We start from the raw sequence: 17,641 nt of genomic DNA, 5'->3' as shown, positions 1-17,641 counted from the left end.
AAGTTAACTGGGTTATCAGTGTGTAATCACACACTAGCTACTTCCAGCTCGTCTTGATGAGGTGCGTATTATAGACGGTTTAACTTTTGTGTCAACCCGTTTTATTAATGTTTTTAATCTTATTTTAATAGATAAAGAAATCTGCATTTCTTTCAATGGGTTATAGAATTGATATTCTTTATTTCTTAAATACTGGCGTGCAATACGATTTAATTCACCAGTTTCCATTAAAGATAAGCTTGTTTGATCTTCATAACTTTCCATTAAAGATAAGCTTGTTTGATCTTCATAACTGGACTTATTTACCCTCTCATTCTTGAGTATTTTCCTTAAACAAATTACCTCTCATATTTCTCAATGTTGATATTCATATAAATAGCACTATATAGGAGCTAAGTTATCTGGGGTCATATGATGCTTTCAATGTATTGTTCTATATAGTGCAGTATTTGATACTACCTTTATCATAAGATATGGCTCTTATATTAGTCGCCACGCAATCCCTTGATATCTAGTGTTGAGAGACGGTTTTTGCTATAATAGGTATTTTGCTGCATTACTTATATATGTTGGCTGTTGTATTATTCATATAGCGAAATGCATTTTGTTGCAAGGCTATTGATTAACTGGCTTTAAGCCTTACATCAGCCCCAACATATATAGTCATAGTAAGACTCTAGGTAATGCGTCCCTTTCACAACATATCACGATGATTAGATATAATTGATGTGGTCTCACGGTTATATGATTGATGGTTGCAATCATCACTGCCAACGGACCCAATAATAGGCGAATAGATTATGGTAGCGATTACTTTACCCGATGGTAGTGTAAAAGACTTTGACGGTCATACAACAGTCATGGAGGTGGCACAAAGTATTGGGACAGGACTCGCTAAAGCGACGGTTGCTGGACGTGTAAATGGTCATCTGGTAGACGCTCATGATCCTATCGTCGCTGATGCCAATGTTGAAATCGTAACGCCAAAAGACGACGACGGTGTCGATATTATCCGTCACTCATGTGCTCATCTATTAGGTCATGCTGTTAAGCAGTTATATCCTGATGTGAAAATGGTCATTGGTCCTGTCATTGATGATGGTTTTTATTACGATATCTTTAGTGAAACGCCGTTTACGCCTGAGCATATGGAAGCGATTGAAAAACGCATGATGGAGCTGATCAAGCAAGATTATGACGTTATCAAAAAAATGACGCCACGTGCCGAAGCGATTGAGATATTTGAATCACGTAACGAAGACTATAAGCTAAAGCTTATCAATGATATGCCAGGTGAAGAAGCGTTTGGCTTGTATCATCATCAAGAATACGTCGATATGTGCCGTGGCCCGCATGTGCCAAACACTCGCTTTTTGAAAGTATTTAAACTGACCAAAATGTCAGGTGCTTACTGGCGCGGCGACGCAAAAAACGAGCAGTTACAGCGTATCTATGGTACTGCGTGGGCTGATAAGAAACAGCTAAAAGCTTATATCCAGCGTATTGAAGAAGCAGAAAAACGTGACCATCGTAAAATCGGTAAAGCGCTGAACCTATTTCATATGCAAGAGCAAGCGCCAGGTATGGTGTTCTGGCATGCTAATGGTTGGACGATTTATCAAGTACTTGAGCAATATATGCGCAAAGTACAATACGATAACGGCTACGAAGAGATTAAGACACCTCAAATCGTTGATCGCAGCTTGTGGGAGCGTTCAGGACATTGGGGCAACTATGCAACCAATATGTTCACGACTTCTAGCGAAAACCGTGATTATGCAGTAAAACCGATGAACTGCCCTTGTCATGTGCAAGTGTTTAATCAAGGTTTAAAGTCTTATCGTGACTTACCACTGCGTATGGCTGAATTTGGTTCTTGTCATCGTAATGAGCCGTCAGGTTCATTACATGGTCTGATGCGTGTGCGTGGCTTTACTCAAGATGACGCGCATATCTTCTGTACGCAGGCACAGATTCAACAAGAAGTTGCTGATTTTATTAAGCTAACGCTTGCCGTCTATGAAGATTTTGGCTTTGACAATATTATTATGAAACTGTCTACCCGTCCTGAAAAACGTGTTGGTAGTGATGAGTCTTGGGACTTTGCAGAAAAAGCGCTAGCAGATGCGCTTGATAGCTCAGGGCTAGACTGGGATTACTTACCTGGCGAAGGTGCATTCTATGGTCCAAAGATTGAGTTCAGTCTAAAGGATTCATTAGGACGTATTTGGCAGTGCGGTACTATTCAGGTTGATCCAAACATGCCTGAGCGTCTCGATGCAGAATTCGTCAATGAACAGAACGATCGTGAAGTACCTATTATGTTGCACCGTGCAATCTTAGGTTCGTTCGAGCGTTTCATCGGTATTTTGATCGAAAACTATGCTGGTTGGATGCCAGTGTGGCTAGCACCGCAGCAAGTTGTGGTCATGAACATCACTGATAAACAAGCTGATGCATGTGAAAACGTGGTTAGCGAGCTCAAAAATGCAGGTTTGCGCGCTATTAGCGACTTGCGTAACGAAAAGATTGGATTTAAGATACGAGAGAAAACATTAGAACGTATTCCCTATATGCTAGTATTAGGGGATAAAGAAGTCGAATCGGGCAGTGTCAACGTCCGAACTCGCGAAGGTGAGAACCTTGGCGTGATGAGTGTTTCTGAATTTATTACATTAGTACAGACCGCTGTCAGTAAAAAAGGCCGACAGACCCCAAAAACAGATGAGGAGTAATACCTATTAAACAGTCCAACCGTTTGAACATCAACGAAGATATCAATGTCAAAGAAGTCCGTCTCGTTAAAGAAGATGGCGAGCAAATGGGCGTGGTTGATATCGCAACCGCGATGAAAGCGGCACGTGATGAAAATCTAGATTTGGTCGAATTAGTTCCTGAAGCTAAGCCGCCAGTATGTAAGATCATGGATTATAAGCATTTCCTCTATGATCAAAAGCAAAAGGCTAAAGAAGCTAAGAAAAACCAAAAGCAGACTCAGCTTAAAGAGATGAAGCTACGTCCTAGTACCGAAGAGGCCGATTATCAGGTTAAACTGAGAAAAATCGTGAGCTTTTTGGAAGATCAAGATAAAGTTAAAATTAGCATCCGTTTCCGCGGACGTGAAATGGCGCACCAAGATATCGGTCGCAAACAACTTGATCGTATCATTGAAGATACTGCTGATATCTCAAACGTCGAACAGTACCCTAAGATGGAAGGTCGTCAGATGGGTATGCTGCTTGGACCCACTAAGAAAAAGTAATCTGTCTATTGGATTGCTTTGAGTGGTGGCTGTTAGTCTATATAGCTATTTATAACTCTAACCATCAATATGCTGCGGGATATTGATGGTTTTTTATTATTTGGACTCAAAAACTGCTGTAATGAAAATAGCTATATTGAACATAAATAGCCTAGCATCATTGACTGACGCTATTTTACAAAACCTACCTTCTCAATTTTATGATTACAAGGTAATCTAAAGATCTAGTTATATTTACTATTCAGTATTTAGCAGTAACTAGTGATCATTTGATCAAAATCAGTATGAGCTAAAAACAATTTATAAGTGTACAAAAGCTAAGTGTATAAATAAAAACAATGTATATCACGGCTGTCAGAGTCGTTGCCAAAAAACACTTCCCTTCTCCGATATCAGAGGATATTTCATGCAAGAATTGACACCACCAGAAAACGCTACAACTCCTAGTATCTCTCTAACAGCGCCTGAACCTGTCAAAGAAATACAGAAAAGTGAAGCAGATCAGATGGTCAAATTGGATGAAAGCCAAATTCCTGAGCTCGATGCCAAGGTTGATGCTTTTGTTGATCATGTGCTGACCAACTCTGTGCATAGCGATGAGTTTCGACAGAATGTGCAGTCTATTCATAATCTAGGTACCAAAGAGATTCGTGAATCTGCACAAGTCTCTAATCGAATGCTAGATTTGCCCGCAAAAAGTCTTAATGACAGTTTATTCGACAACTCTCCTATTGCTAAATCGCTAACGGAACTACGCGGGATTGTCGAAGACTTAGATCCGAGCAAAAAAGAGCTGACCAGCTCACGCAAGCTGTTCGGTCTCATTCCGTTCGGTAATAAAGTACAAGATTATTTTCGTCAGTATGAGTCAGCGCAGTCGCACATCAATGCCGTTGTGACTAGTCTCTATAATGGTAAAGACGAATTGCTCAAAGATAATGCGATGATTGAGCAAGAAAAAGTCAATATGTGGGAGCTGATGCAGTCTATTCGCCAGTATGTCTACGTTGGCAAAAAGATCGATGAGCAACTTGAGCAAAAGGTCTATGCGATAGAAGCAACAGATCCTGAAAAAGCGCGCATTATTAAAGAAGAGATGTTGTTCTATGTCCGTCAAAAAAACACTGACTTTCTAACTCAGTTAGCCGTGAATGTACAAGGTTACTTGGCGCTTGATACTATTCGCCGTAATAACCTAGAGCTGATCAAAGGTGTCGATCGCGCAACCACGACCACAGTGTCAGCTTTACGCACGGCTGTTGTTGTTGCCCAAGCAATGACCAATCAAAAATTGGTATTGGATCAAATCACTGCCTTGAATAAAACGACCAGTAGTTTGATTGAATCAACTTCAGCGATGCTCAAACGTCAGTCAGGTGAAATCCATGAGCAGGCGACTAGCAGTAGTATTGAGCTTGATAAACTGCAAAATGCTTTCAATAATGTCTATGACACTATGGATATGATTAGTAATTACAAAATTGAAGCGCTAGAGAATATGAAGCAAACGGTCAATACACTGACCACTGAAGTAGATAAAGCACAAAAATACTTGGATAAATCGAATCAGACTACGGTATTAGAAGTCTCAAAAGAGTTGGATAGTAAAAAGATCACTAACCAATCTAGCAGTGTCGACATAGATATCTGATTTATCCCTATAGCGGTCGTCAGAAAACTGATCGCTTCCTGCTACCGAATACACATAAGACAATTGACGCAAGATATTGCAACGTCGTTCGTGTTAAGATAGCCACTATTAATAATTTTAAAAATAGATACGGTAATTTATGAGTTGGAATGATCCAAACGCCTCAAGTGAGGCAAAAAAATATGACAACCCGATTCCTAGTCGTGAGCTGATACTCAGCACGATTAATGAGCATGGGGAAGTTACGCATCAACAATTGGCAAAAGCCTTTAACATTGATGACCCTGATCAGTTTGATGCTTTGGGCAATCGCCTAAAAGCAATGGCGCGTGATGGACAAGTAAATCGTGATGGTCGTCCTTATCGCTATCGTACGGTGACCAAGCAAGATATCGTCTCAGGTACAGTCTCTGCCCATCCAAAAGGTTTTGGATTTGTGGTGCTAAGTGATATGCCAGATTTGTTTTTACATGAAAAACAAATGCGCTGGGTATTCAATGGCGACACGGTAGCAGCTGTCGGCACTTCGACAGACAATCGTGGACGTACCGAAGGGCGTATCGTCGATGTTGTCGAACGTCGCCAAAACAACTTTATCGGTACACTTGCTCGTGATGAAGACGGCTATTGTGTCGAGCTTGGTAGCCCGAACAATCATCAACCGATTACGGTTACTGATGACAATGTTCAGGCGCTAAATATCAAACAAGGCGCTCCTGTTAAAGTCGATATCATTGACTGGCCAAACCAGCATGAATTTGCCACTGGAAAAATCACTGAAGTGCTGTCTGACGATAATGATCGTGAATTGATTATTGAGACTACCCTGCTCAACTATGATATTCCATCAGATTTTAGCGAAGCTGCGCTTAAGCAAGCTGATGACTATCAAGAGCCAACTGAGAAAGACATAAAAGGCCGTACAGATATACGTCATCTACCGCTTGTCACTATCGATGGCGAAGATGCTCGTGACTTTGATGATGCTGTATTTGCTGAAAAGCGTTCTGGTGGTAACTACCGTGTTGTGGTTGCGATTGCGGATGTCAGCTATTATGTGACACCAAATTCACCACTTGATCAAGATGCCTATGAGCGTGGTACTTCGGTATACTTCCCGCATCGCGTGATTCCGATGTTGCCTGAAGTGCTATCTAACGGTCTATGTTCACTTAATCCTAATCTAGATCGCTTATGTATGGTTGCTGATATTAAGATATCGCGCGCCGGTAAAGTAACTGGATATGAGTTCTATCCGTCAGTGATGCACTCACAAGCCCGTCTCACCTATAATCAAGTAAACGATTATCTTGTGAACCCAAATGATAAGAGATTACCTAAATCACTGACAGGTAATAAAGACGTTAAAAAATCTGTTGATACGTTACATCAATTGTATGAGCTACTGCTTAAAAAGCGTGAAGAACGTCATGCAATGGAATTTGAAACGGTTGAAACGTATATTAAGTTCAACGAGAAAGGCGGAATCGAAGCGATTTTACCACGTACTCGTGGCGACTCTCAGAAACTAATCGAAGAATGTATGCTGCTTGCCAATACTTGTGCGGCAAACTTCGCGCTTAAGCATGAGCTGCCAGTTTTATATCGTAACCATGATAAGCCTGATAATGAGAAGTCGATGCGTATTCATGAATATGCAAAAAACTTTGGCTTACCATTCCCAGAAGAGAATCCAACGCAAGCGGATTATCAGCGAATTATCGAAGCGACTAAAGATAGACCAGATGCTATCAGTATTCATAGCATGCTGCTACGTTCAATGATGCAAGCAAACTATGCACCTGACAATATTGGTCACTTTGGCTTAGCATATGACGAATATAGCCACTTTACCTCGCCCATTCGCCGTTATCCAGATTTGATGCTGCATCGCGCGATTAAGGCAAAAGTCACCAACAGCCAACAACCTGTTATGGATTTTTCTCTTGAAGGCGCTGGTACACAAACATCAGATACAGAACGCCGTGCAGAAAAAGCATCACGTTATGTAGAGTCTTGGCTCAAGTGTCATTATATGACCGATCATGTCGGGGAAGAGTTCGAAGGCGTTGTGACTACGGTTACTAGCTTTGGTCTATTCGTCACATTGACTGACTTATATATCGATGGTTTGGTTCATATCTCAAACGTTGGCGATGACTTCTTTGTCTACGATGAGCAGCAACAGCAGCTTATCGGTAAAGATAAAGGCACGCTATTTGGACTTGGCGATTCAGTTAAAGTGAAGGTTGCGGGTGTCAATATGGATCTGCTACAGATTGATTTTGATTTGAAGGCTAAATTGCAATCTAGTGCAATGAACCAAAGCAAAAAAGGTCAACCGAAGAAAGAGCAGCCTAAGAAAACCCCAGCGAAAAGAAGCAGTAACCGCAGAGGTGCTGCCAAAAAAAGCTAAGTTTAGACTGATACTTAGATACTGGTGTTGTAATACAATAAAAAAGGCTAACGTAATCGTTAGCCTTTTTTATGCTGTGTACTTTTGAGTTATAGATGATATAGCTATTTATTGTGCCTATTGCGCATCGTCTAATTGCTCTACACGGTCTTGCTCGGCTTGCTGCGCTTGATCAATTTTGCTAGTAGCACTATCTACGATAGCTTTCGGCTGTTGACTAAGTGGCTGGCTAGTAATATCTGTATCAGAGGTAGCTACTGTAGAATCAGGCTGTTCAGCCGCTACGCTACTGGCTGCGATCTCTCTATTTTGTTCGCGACTATTGCCATTGATGATGTTGAAGCCGAGTAATGCCACAATACCAATTACTGCAAAGATAATGACGTGTTTCATTTCCATAAAAAGCCCCGTATTTGAATAACCATCAAATATAGATTCTGTTGCACTTTTTATGCCTAAACCTTATTTAATGTCTAATACCTATTCTTGAGGACTATTATTATTCAATAAATCCGTCTCATCTGAGCTTTGAGCAATCTCTTGCTCGACTTTTTCCATCAGCTTATCGTCAGGACGGGCATCGAGAACATCATTAGCACTGCGACCTTGCAGAATGGTTTTGGCTCGAGCCTTGGCTTGTTTTTTATCTTGGTCATCCGTATGACTCTCGCTGACCTGATTTGTTTCAGCAGATTCAGGAATCGTCGGCGTAATCGTTATATCAGATTGAACATTATTAGTATTGTTGGCACTGTTCTGCATATGTTCAAAGGCTTTTTCTAACTTATTGTTAAAGCGCAGACGATAGATAGGCTCAGGTAAGCTAAAGCCTTTATCTTCTAGTGCATGCTTGGTCTCACGAATGGCGATACTGCGTGCTTTGGCAAAGTCAGTCTCTGATTGGTCTACCCAAACCTGAAACTCCAAAACAATATTAGAATCACCCACATTGGTAATGACCGCAATCGCCTTTGGTTCATTCAACACAAACGCCAGCGTATGTATCGCATCCAATCCGACTTTGATTGCTGCTAATGGATCATCATTGGCATCAACGCCCAATTCAAAAGTAAATCGGCGCTCAGGGTTTTTGGTGTAATTTAGAATGGTACCTTTAAAGACTTCAGCATTAGGAATGCGCAGCTGATTACCATCTAATGTCATCAGTATTGTCGCACGTGAAGTCAAGCGAACCACGATACCCTCTTGCCCATTAATCACGATATGATCACGGGCACGAAAAGGTTGGCGAATGCTCAGCATTAGTGAAGCGATATAATTCTCAATGGTATCTTTGACTGCGAAACCAACCGCAATACCAATGACACCTGCCCCACCAAGCAATGTGCCTAAAATAGTCTCTGCACCTATTAGACTTAGTCCTAAAATAAGACCAAAGATAATAAAGATGACTTTGACCGTTTGTGACAACAGCTCAGCGACGAATGGATTGGGTGTTAGACGTTGCCACATCTTTTTGCGATTAGATAACCAACTGCCAAACCATGCTACCAAGGCAAATATAACGATGCCAACTAATAGTAGCGGTAGCGCCTTCACAAGATTAGTCACCTGTGCTTTTAAACCTTGATAGACCGTTGAAACATTCTCTTGAACATCTAGCGTGCGGTTAATTCTGTCTTCTACAGTGACGACATCTGTTAGTCGGTTGGTTAAGTTAATCGCTTGCTGTGCTTTTTTTTCGTTGGCTGTTTCTCCCGTTAGGGTAACGACCCCTTGGGTGACACTAATATTGACGGCTTGTAAGCCTTCGATTTCAGAGAAAATACCGCTGATACGTTGACGAATATCGTTGTCTTTTTGCGGTGTGGGTGTGGTTTCAATTTGAGCATTATTAGTGCTTTCGCCACTGATTACTGGCGGTGGAGCAGGCGTTGGCAATGAGCTGGCAGGTTCTGTAGTGTCACCTGTTAATGTCTCATTTTCTGATGTGGCGGAATTATCGTTAGATACGATTTCCTCTGTCGTTTCTACACCTTCAGTCGTCTCTACGCCTAGCGCTGCTGCGATACCAGAAATTTCTTCACTGGCAGCATGCGCTGAAAACGAAAAAAGGATGCTTAGTAGCAACACCATTTGACCCCACGCTTTTATAGAACTGCGTATTATTGAACGGTCAATGTAAGTGGCCATAAGCATCCTTTATTTTTTACGGATTTTTCTCGCTTAGCTGATTGCTGATAATTAGTTGCCTGTTTTTAGCTGACTAACTTTGGCGGTTTTTAGCTATCTAAATAAAGCTGTGCTTCGCTCAAGTTCAGCGTGCCTTCATAGATAGCGCGGCCAGTGATGATACCTTCGATACAATCACCATACGGCTTTAACAGCTCAATATCTTTCATATCGGTAACGCCACCTGATGCAATCACAGGTAGTCCGCCTTCACGCGCCAAATTAACAGTTTGTTCAACGTTAACGCCTTGCATCATGCCATCACGAGCGATATCAGTATAAACGATTGATGACACGCCGACGTCTGCAAAGCGCTTAGCAAGCTCGGTCGCTTTGGTATCTGTCACGTTTGCCCAGCCATGAGTGGCTACCATACCGTCTTTGGCATCGATACCGACGATGATATGCCCTGCAAATTCGCGGCAAGCTTCCGCGACAAAATCAGGATCTTCAACGGCTTTTGTACCGATGATGATATACGTCAAACCTGCGGTAATATACTGCTCGATAGTGTTCATGTTGCGTACACCGCCGCCTAGCTGAATAGGCAGGTTCGGATAGGCTTTGGTGATATCATTGACTACTTGTCTATGTACTGGCACGCCATCAAAAGCACCATTCAAATCGACCAAATGCAAGCGACGAGCGCCTTCATCTACCCAACGCGCTGCCATGGCAACTGGGTCATCAGAGAACACCGTATCATCTTCCATACGGCCTTGTTTTAAACGTACACACTTACCATCTTTTAAATCAATAGCCGGGATAATGACAGGCACAGCACACATATAGCATTCCTTATAAAGCACAAGATTGGCAATAAATTTAGTAAATTAAAATTTTGAGAATGAAACGTTATCGAAGCGTCAAATAACGAGAGAAAACGCTGCTTAAAAGTAGCATAAATTATGGACAGATCGAAAACCAAGACATCGCTAAGTTAGCAATCTGTTTGAATACAAATAAGAAAGACAGAAACTAGACAATCATAACCATAAGTTTTAGTACGTAGAATCACTACCAACAATCGTTAAATTCTATTACTGACTGGCAATTTTAGGTCAATTTAGCGTATAATCCTAGGTAAATTTTTATTTGTTTCTATGTGATAGTAACCATGTGTTACGCTTTTTGTTGAGTTGTTACAACTCACTAATACAGCATGGTGATCAGGATGGATCGAGCAATCGCTCAATACGCCAATAAAATATTGGCCAAGAAATTGCTAAAAAGGACTATCTGAAAAAATCTCAACCAATAGTCTCTAAACCATCGATTCTGCGGTATTTAACCTTAATTAGATGTCTTGCAAGTCCCTATCACTAGCTAACTATATTAAAACCGTTACGATTAAAACTATAGCAGCTTATAATAAGTGAGGTTTGCTTATCAGTTGCTTAGCTAGTTTGTCTTTTAACCAGTATATCATCTACCTTAATAGATCGTTATTTGGCCACACTCTTACTCTATCGAATACTTTTAGACGGTATTAGTGAGCGAGAGATGGTCAAACATACTGGTGTTACAAGTTTTAAATTTCAATGAAACGTGTGATAAAGCCATTTGTATTTAAACCAGTCTCTTTTAGCCATGCGCTGTAGCGATTGATTTCGATGAAACGGTTTTAGCATACACCTTGGTAGCCAGTCGCCACTTTGGTAATTCGAATAAGACATTAACGTGTTGTTAAGGAGTCTAAGGTCAGCGTTAATACTCTTACTAGTAGTTATGATCATGTATTGTCTTCACAGAGCTTTCATCCCTATTTCACTATAAAGGAAATAGACGATTGAAGGCTTTATTGAGTGATATAAATGTTCATGCTACCGATATACCAAACAGGACGTCTGGTATCGTTTTAGACTATGGACTAAGTTTTCGCTTATGATTACCATCAAAAAAGGTTTGGATTTGCCCATCACTGGTGAACCCTCCCGCGAGATATCTGAGCACCAACCGACACATGTAGCACTTGTTGGCTATGATTATGTGGGCATGAAGCCCACTATGAATGTCAAAGAAGGTGACATTGTAGCCAAAGGTCAGCCCGTTTTTGAAGACAAAAAACGTGTTGGCGTGATCTACACTGCCCCTGCTGCCGGTAAGGTCGTCGCTGTTAAACGTGGCGAACGTCGAGTGTTTGAGAGTCTTGTGATTGCGGTCGACCCAAATGGTGAAGAAGTAGACTTTGAGCGCTATGACTCACAGCAGCTTGCTGACCTAGACTCTGAAGTCGTTGAAACCCAACTGATTGCCTCTGGCGAATGGACCGCGTTCCGTACACGTCCTTATAGCCGCGCACCCGAAATCGGCGCTCGTCCACATGCCATCTTTGTCACAGCAATGGATACCAATCCACTTGCCTTTGACCCGATGCTTGTGATCAATGAGCAGCTACAAGCGTTCAATGATGGACTTGCTGTATTATCTACGCTTAGTCCAAAGACCTTTGTCTGCCATCATGGCGATACTCAACTGACGCCAGTTGCAAAAACTGCAGCGAATAACGTCACTGAGTATCATGGTTTTGCTGGTAAGCATCCAGCTGGTCTTGCTGGTACGCACATTCACTTTTTGCATCCTATCAGCCGCGGTGTGACCGTATGGACGATTGGTTATCAAGACGTGATTGCCATCGGTAAATTGTTTACAACAGGTCGTCTATATACGCGCCGCATGGTGAGCTTAGCAGGACCTGCTGTCACTAACCCGCATTTGGTTATGACTGAGCGTGGTGCTGATATTACTGCATTAACCAAAGGTAAACTGGCTGCTGGCGAGAACCGTATCATTTCAGGTTCAGTATTGTCCGGTCGCAAAGTGTTTGAAAACATCGCCTATCTGGGTCGTTTTCACAATCAGATCAGCGTATTGACTGAAGGCCGTGAGCGTCCTGCGTTCCACTTCTTTACTCCAGGTAAAAACCGCTTCTCAAAACTGCCTATCTATATTTCGCAGTTCTTTGGTGGCAAAAAGTACGACTTTACTACGACAAGTAACGGCTCACCTCGAGCGATGGTACCAATCGGTGTCTATGAAGAAGTCATGCCACAAGATTACCTACCAACTCAATTACTACGTGCATTGATCGTCGAAGACATCATTAGCGCCGTAGATTTAGGCGTGCTTGAACTGGACGAAGAAGATTTGGCACTATGCACCTTTGTATCTCCTGGCAAATATGAATTCGGTGATATTTTGCGTGATAACTTAACGCGCATTGAGCTGGAGGGCTAACCACGATGAAATTTTTACACAATATGTTCGATCGTATGGAGCCATCTTTCACCAAAGGCGGCAAACACGAAAAGTACTACGCTATTTTTGAGATGTTTGATACGTTCTTACGTCAACCAAGCTCAACCACTTATGCCTCATCGCATGTACGTGACGGGATTGACCTAAAACGTATTATGATTACCGTATGGCTATGTACGTTCCCAGCAATGTTTTGGGGTATGTACAACATTGGTCATCAAGCACTAACCGCTATCGCTCAGCTTGGCTTACAGCCTGAAGGCTGGCGTACTGTGATCACTAGCATGGCAGGCTATAACCCAGACAGTATCTGGGCAAGTTTCGTCTATGGTGCGATGCAGTTTTTGCCTATTTATATCGTGACGTTTGCGGTAGGTATTCTCTGTGAGATTATCTTTGCTGTCGTCCGTGGACACGAAGTCAACGAAGGTTTCTTTGTGACTTCGGTTCTATTTGCATTATGTCTACCACCTGATATTCCTTTATGGCAAGTTGCCCTAGGTATTATCTTCGGTGTAGTCGTCGCAAAAGAAGTGTTCGGTGGTACTGGTAAAAACTTCCTTAACCCTGCCCTATCGGGTCGTGCATTCTTATACTTTGCTTATCCAGCCTATATGTCTGGTGACTCAGTATGGACGGCAGTAGATGGTTTCTCAGGCGCGACGCCTCTTGGCCTTGCAGCCCTTGGTGTGGTTCCTCAGGACTTCGTCGACGTCTATGGTAATGCCATCACGTGGAGCGATGCATTCTTAGGCAACATGCAAGGCAGTATCGGTGAAGTATCGACACTAGCCATCCTAATGGGTGCGGCAGTGTTGCTATGGACGCGTATTGCTTCTTGGCGCATTATGGCAGGTTGTGTGGTCGGTTTGATTGCGACGTCTCTTGTGTTCAACATGATTGGCTCTGAAGACAACATGATGATGAGCTTGCCGTTCTACTGGCACTTAGTTATCGGTGGCTTTGCTTTCGGTGCTGTATTTATGGCAACCGATCCAGTATCAGCTGCACATACAAACAAAGGCCGCTGGGCTTACGGTATCTTGATTGGTTTTATGACCGTATTGATTCGCGTCATCAACCCTGCTTTCCCAGAAGGCATCATGCTGGCCATTCTATTCGCCAACTTATTTGCTCCATTGTTTGATTACTTTGTGACTCAAGCAAATATCAAACGCCAAACCGCTCGGAGGGTTCGCTATGTCCAAGCCCAAAAGTAATAACGCGAAAACCATCAGTGTGGCTTTGACGCTATGCTTGGTGTGTTCAGTGTTGGTCTCAGCAGTGGCTGTTGGTCTAAAGCCTGCGCAAGTTGAAAATGCTCGTTTAGACCGCAACAAAAACATCTTAGTTGCGGCTGATATGTATGACGCTGAGTCTGATACAGCAGATGATGTCGCCGAACGTTTTAAAGATTTTGAAGTCAAAATCATTGATTTAAACGAAGGTACTTATCTCGATGACGACGCGCTAAAAACTGCTGGCATCCCTGATCGTAATGCTTATGACGCCAGTCAAGCGACAAAAAACCAAGCTCTAAGTGAAGACTTGGGTGACAACGATCCTGCTGGTATTGGTCGTAAGCCAAAATATGCCAAGGTCTATGTCAAAAATGATGACGCCGGTCAGCCAGAAACGGTTGTATTGCCAATTCAGGGCTACGGTCTATGGGGCACTATCTATGGTTTCTTAACGCTCGAAAGTGATATGAATACCATCAAAGGTATCAGTTTCTACGAGCATAAAGAAACCCCAGGTCTTGGCGCTCGTATCGAAGAGCCAGAATGGCGTGCAAAGTGGAGCGGTATCGAGTCTTATGACGAGAATGGTAACGTTGCCACTGGTGTAACCAAAGCTGGTAACCCAAAAGAAAACTGGGTTGATGGCATCAGCGGTGCGACATTGACTAGCCGCGGCGTCAGCAATATGATTCAGTTTTGGTTAGGTGAGCAAGGTTATAAGCCTTATCTAGATACGCTACGCGAAAAGAGCGGCCAAACGGTTGAAGGTGCAGACACGCAAGCAAATCAATCAAAGCCGGCAGCTCAACCTAAAACCGAATTGGCAGCCAAGCTACCAGTAGCAAACGGCAAGGAGGCATAACATGGCTGACACTAAAAGCATTTTAACCACGCCTATCTTTGATAATAACCCTATTGCCCTACAGATCCTTGGTATCTGTTCGGCATTGGCTGTCACCACCAGCATGGCTAACGCTATGGTCATGTGTGTGGCATTGACCTTGGTAACGGCATTTTCAAGCTTCTTTATCTCAATCATCCGTAAGCAGATTCCATCAAGCATTCGTATCATCGTACAGATGACGATTATTGCTTCGTTGGTTATCTTGGTTGATCAGGTACTAAAAGCAGTGGCTTATGACGTCAGTAAAGGTTTGTCAGTTTTCGTTGGTCTGATTATCACTAACTGTATCGTGATGGGCCGTGCTGAAGCATTTGCGATGAGCAACCCACCAATCCCAAGCTTTTTAGATGGTATTGGTAACGGTCTTGGTTACTCAGCAGTATTGCTATTCGTCGCAACTATCCGTGAGCTATTAGGTGCTGGTACTTGGTTCGGTATTACGATTCTACAGCCAGTCACTGATGGCGGTTGGTACATACCAAACGGTCTATTACTGTTACCACCATCAGCGTTCTTTATCATTGGTTTGTTCATCGCTGTTGTCCGTATCTGGAAACCAGAACAAGTTGAAGAAGCTGAGTTTGTAATGAAGCCGCAGTCTAAAGGCATGGCACATGGAGGCGGTCACTAATGGGACATTATGTTAGTTTATTTATAACCTCAGTCTTTATTGAGAACATGGCGCTTGCCTACTTTTTAGGCATGTGTACTTTTTTGGCCGTATCCAAAAAAGTCTCTACAGCGATTGGTCTAGGTGTTGCGGTTGTTGTCGTGATGGCAATTACCGTTCCACTAAATAATTTACTATTCCAGTTCATCCTAAAAGATGGTGCGCTGGCATGGGCAGGTTTCCCTGATATCGACTTGAGCTTCTTAGGATTGCTAAGTTATATCGGTTTGATTGCAGCCACCGTACAGATCCTAGAGATGTTCTTGGACAAGTTTGTACCGAGTCTATATAACGCGCTTGGGGTATTCTTACCACTAATCACCGTAAACTGTGCCATCTTAGGTGGTGTATTATTTATGGTTGAGCGTGACTATAACTTTGGTGAATCTGTTGTCTATGGTGTGGGTGCAGGCTTCGGTTGGGCACTTGCTATTACAGCATTGGCGGGTATCCGTGAAAAGCTAAAATACTCAGATATTCCAGCACCGCTACGTGGTCTTGGTATTACTTTTATCACGGTTGGTCTTATGTCGCTCGGCTTTATGTCGTTCGGTGGTATGTCCATCTAAACCGCTAAGCTCAAAGCTTTCATTAGCTATTTGACTTATTTAATTCATTTATTCGGTAGAGGTTTGGGTACAGCATAGATTATGCCCCCACACCCCTACCCCATAGATTAAGGATACCTACCATGGATTACGCTACGGCGATTGGTGGCGTTGCTATGTTTACCTTGATCATCATGGGCCTCGTCGCTATTATTTTGGCGGCACGCTCAAGACTGGTCAGTTCAGGCGATGTCACTATCCATATTAATGATAATCCCGATAATGATGTGGTGACACCAGCTGGCGGCAAACTACTACAAACGCTAGCGGGCGAAGGTATATTTTTATCTTCAGCTTGTGGTGGTGGTGGTACTTGTGCGCAGTGTCGTTGCCGCGTTATTGAAGGTGGTGGTTCTATTTTGCCCACCGAAGAAGGCTACTTTACTCAAGGTGAAATCCGCAATCACATGCGCTTAGCTTGTCAGGTAGCTGTTAAGCAAGACATGAAAATTGAGATTGATCCTGAGTTCTTTGATGTACAGAAATGGGAATGTGAAGTTATCTCTAACGATAACGTTGCCACTTTCATTAAAGAGCTGGTACTAAAAATTCCAGAAGGCGAAGAAGTAAACTTCCGCGCTGGTGGTTATGTACAGTTGGAAGCGCCACCGCATGAAGTGCACTACAAAGACTTTGTGGTTGATGAAGAATATAGAGAAGACTGGGAAAAATTCGGTATCTTCAACTATGTCTCAAAAGTTGATGAGCCTGTTATCCGTGCTTACTCAATGGCCAACTATCCTGAAGAGAAAGGCCTCATCAAATTTAACATCCGTATCGCAAGTCCACCGCCACGTGGTCCTGACGGTATTCCACCAGGCAAAATGTCTTCATGGGTATTTAGCTTAGTACCTGGTGACAAAGTGACGGTTTCAGGTCCTTATGGTGAGTTCTTTGCCAAGAAGACCGAAGCTGAAATGATCTTTGTTGGTGGTGGTGCTGGTATGGCTCCAATGCGCTCACATATCTTTGATCAGCTCAAACGTTTGAACACTGATCGTAAGATTAGCTTCTGGTATGGTGCTCGTTCTATTCGTGAGATGTTCTACGTTGAAGACTACGATCAGCTAGAAGAAGAGTTCGATAATTTTGAGTGGCATGTTGCACTGTCTGACCCATTACCAGAAGATAACTGGGAAGGTCCAACAGGCTTTATCCATAACGTATTGCTCGAAAACTATCTGAAAGATCATCCAAACCCAGAAGACTGTGAATACTACATGTGTGGGCCACCGATGATGAACGCTGCTGTAATCGACATGCTACACAGCATGGGCGTGGAAGACGAAAACATCATGCTTGATGATTTCGGTGGTTAAGTTAGAGACTTAATCTGACAGCACAAATCTAAGAATAAAAAAAGAGGCTCAATTGAGGCTCTTTTTTTTGTGTGATTTTTACACATAGTAGTGCCTTTGCAGACTACAAATCTAGCTAG

14 protein-coding genes are annotated in these 17,641 nt (G+C 42.6%); 10 read left to right on the top strand and 4 right to left on the bottom strand.

Going from position 1 to position 17,641, the window contains the following annotated elements; translation table 11 throughout:
• Window positions 1-33: 33 nt before the first annotated feature.
• Window positions 34-264 carry a hypothetical protein gene (locus I3249_RS11095; protein WP_238069998.1) on the bottom strand — a complete coding sequence of 77 codons (231 nt, stop codon included), beginning with the start codon at window positions 262-264 and terminating at the stop codon, window positions 34-36.
• A gap of 536 nt (window positions 265-800) precedes the next feature.
• Between I3249_RS11095 and thrS the strand changes: the two genes are divergently transcribed.
• The 4 genes from thrS (at window position 801) to rnr (ending at window position 7,329) form a co-directional block, all read left to right on the top strand.
• Window positions 801-2,735 (top strand): threonine--tRNA ligase, encoded by a 1,935-nt coding sequence (gene thrS / locus I3249_RS11090; RefSeq protein ID WP_238069997.1) that lies wholly within the window; start codon window positions 801-803, stop codon window positions 2,733-2,735.
• Window positions 2,736-2,758: 23 nt separating this feature from the next.
• A complete protein-coding gene (gene infC / locus I3249_RS11085) occupies window positions 2,759-3,262 on the top strand; it encodes a translation initiation factor IF-3 (RefSeq protein ID WP_057762155.1) in 504 nt (167 codons plus the stop codon).
• Window positions 3,263-3,668: 406 nt separating this feature from the next.
• Window positions 3,669-4,913: a toxic anion resistance protein gene (locus I3249_RS11080; protein WP_134292655.1), complete on the top strand. Its 1,245-nt coding sequence runs from the start codon at window positions 3,669-3,671 to the stop codon at window positions 4,911-4,913.
• Window positions 4,914-5,052: 139 nt separating this feature from the next.
• Complete coding sequence (gene rnr / locus I3249_RS11075; RefSeq protein ID WP_238069996.1) at window positions 5,053-7,329, top strand: ribonuclease R; 2,277 nt, start codon at window positions 5,053-5,055, stop codon at window positions 7,327-7,329.
• 117 nt (window positions 7,330-7,446) lie between these two features.
• Here rnr and I3249_RS11070 read toward each other — a convergent pair whose 3' ends face one another.
• The 3 genes from I3249_RS11070 to hisA all read right to left on the bottom strand — a co-directional run bounded on the left by I3249_RS11070 (window position 7,447) and on the right by hisA (window position 10,310).
• Window positions 7,447-7,728 carry a hypothetical protein gene (locus I3249_RS11070; RefSeq protein ID WP_102094880.1) on the bottom strand — a complete coding sequence of 94 codons (282 nt, stop codon included), beginning with the start codon at window positions 7,726-7,728 and terminating at the stop codon, window positions 7,447-7,449.
• A gap of 81 nt (window positions 7,729-7,809) precedes the next feature.
• Window positions 7,810-9,483, bottom strand: a complete 1,674-nt coding sequence (locus I3249_RS11065) for a mechanosensitive ion channel family protein (protein ID WP_238069995.1) — start codon at window positions 9,481-9,483, stop codon at window positions 7,810-7,812.
• A gap of 89 nt (window positions 9,484-9,572) precedes the next feature.
• Entirely contained in the window at window positions 9,573-10,310 is a 738-nt protein-coding gene (gene hisA / locus I3249_RS11060; RefSeq protein WP_102091064.1) for a 1-(5-phosphoribosyl)-5-[(5-phosphoribosylamino)methylideneamino]imidazole-4-carboxamide isomerase, read from the bottom strand.
• 1,096 nt (window positions 10,311-11,406) lie between these two features.
• Between hisA and I3249_RS11055 the strand changes: the two genes are divergently transcribed.
• The 6 genes from I3249_RS11055 to nqrF all read left to right on the top strand — a co-directional run bounded on the left by I3249_RS11055 (window position 11,407) and on the right by nqrF (window position 17,522).
• Window positions 11,407-12,759 carry a Na(+)-translocating NADH-quinone reductase subunit A gene (locus I3249_RS11055; RefSeq protein WP_238069994.1) on the top strand — a complete coding sequence of 451 codons (1,353 nt, stop codon included), beginning with the start codon at window positions 11,407-11,409 and terminating at the stop codon, window positions 12,757-12,759.
• A 5-nt stretch (window positions 12,760-12,764) separates the two neighbouring features.
• Complete coding sequence (locus tag I3249_RS11050) at window positions 12,765-14,000, top strand: NADH:ubiquinone reductase (Na(+)-transporting) subunit B (protein WP_057762164.1); 1,236 nt, start codon at window positions 12,765-12,767, stop codon at window positions 13,998-14,000.
• The gene (locus I3249_RS11045; RefSeq protein ID WP_057762167.1) at window positions 13,981-14,883 is read left to right on the top strand and encodes a Na(+)-translocating NADH-quinone reductase subunit C; all 903 of its coding nucleotides are present in this window, start codon (window positions 13,981-13,983) and stop codon (window positions 14,881-14,883) included. Before I3249_RS11050 ends, I3249_RS11045 begins: the two co-directional genes overlap by 20 nt.
• Window position 14,884: 1 nt before the next feature.
• On the top strand, window positions 14,885-15,556 hold the full coding sequence (locus I3249_RS11040) for an NADH:ubiquinone reductase (Na(+)-transporting) subunit D (protein WP_057762168.1): 672 nt from the start codon (window positions 14,885-14,887) through the stop codon (window positions 15,554-15,556).
• Window positions 15,556-16,164, top strand: coding sequence for an NADH:ubiquinone reductase (Na(+)-transporting) subunit E (nqrE, locus tag I3249_RS11035; RefSeq protein WP_011281361.1), 609 nt, complete (start codon window positions 15,556-15,558; stop codon window positions 16,162-16,164). The genes I3249_RS11040 and nqrE overlap by 1 nt, the downstream gene beginning before the upstream one ends.
• Before the next feature lie 122 nt (window positions 16,165-16,286).
• Window positions 16,287-17,522: an NADH:ubiquinone reductase (Na(+)-transporting) subunit F gene (nqrF, locus tag I3249_RS11030; protein WP_102078341.1), complete on the top strand. Its 1,236-nt coding sequence runs from the start codon at window positions 16,287-16,289 to the stop codon at window positions 17,520-17,522.
• The last annotated feature ends 119 nt before the right edge of the window (window positions 17,523-17,641 follow it).

The organism is Psychrobacter sp. Ps1 (assembly GCF_022129425.1).
In the GTDB taxonomy this organism is placed as follows: domain Bacteria; phylum Pseudomonadota; class Gammaproteobacteria; order Pseudomonadales; family Moraxellaceae; genus Psychrobacter.
The sequence above is the reverse complement of the archived record's forward strand: the minus strand, read 5'-3'. Positions and strand labels throughout refer to the sequence as shown.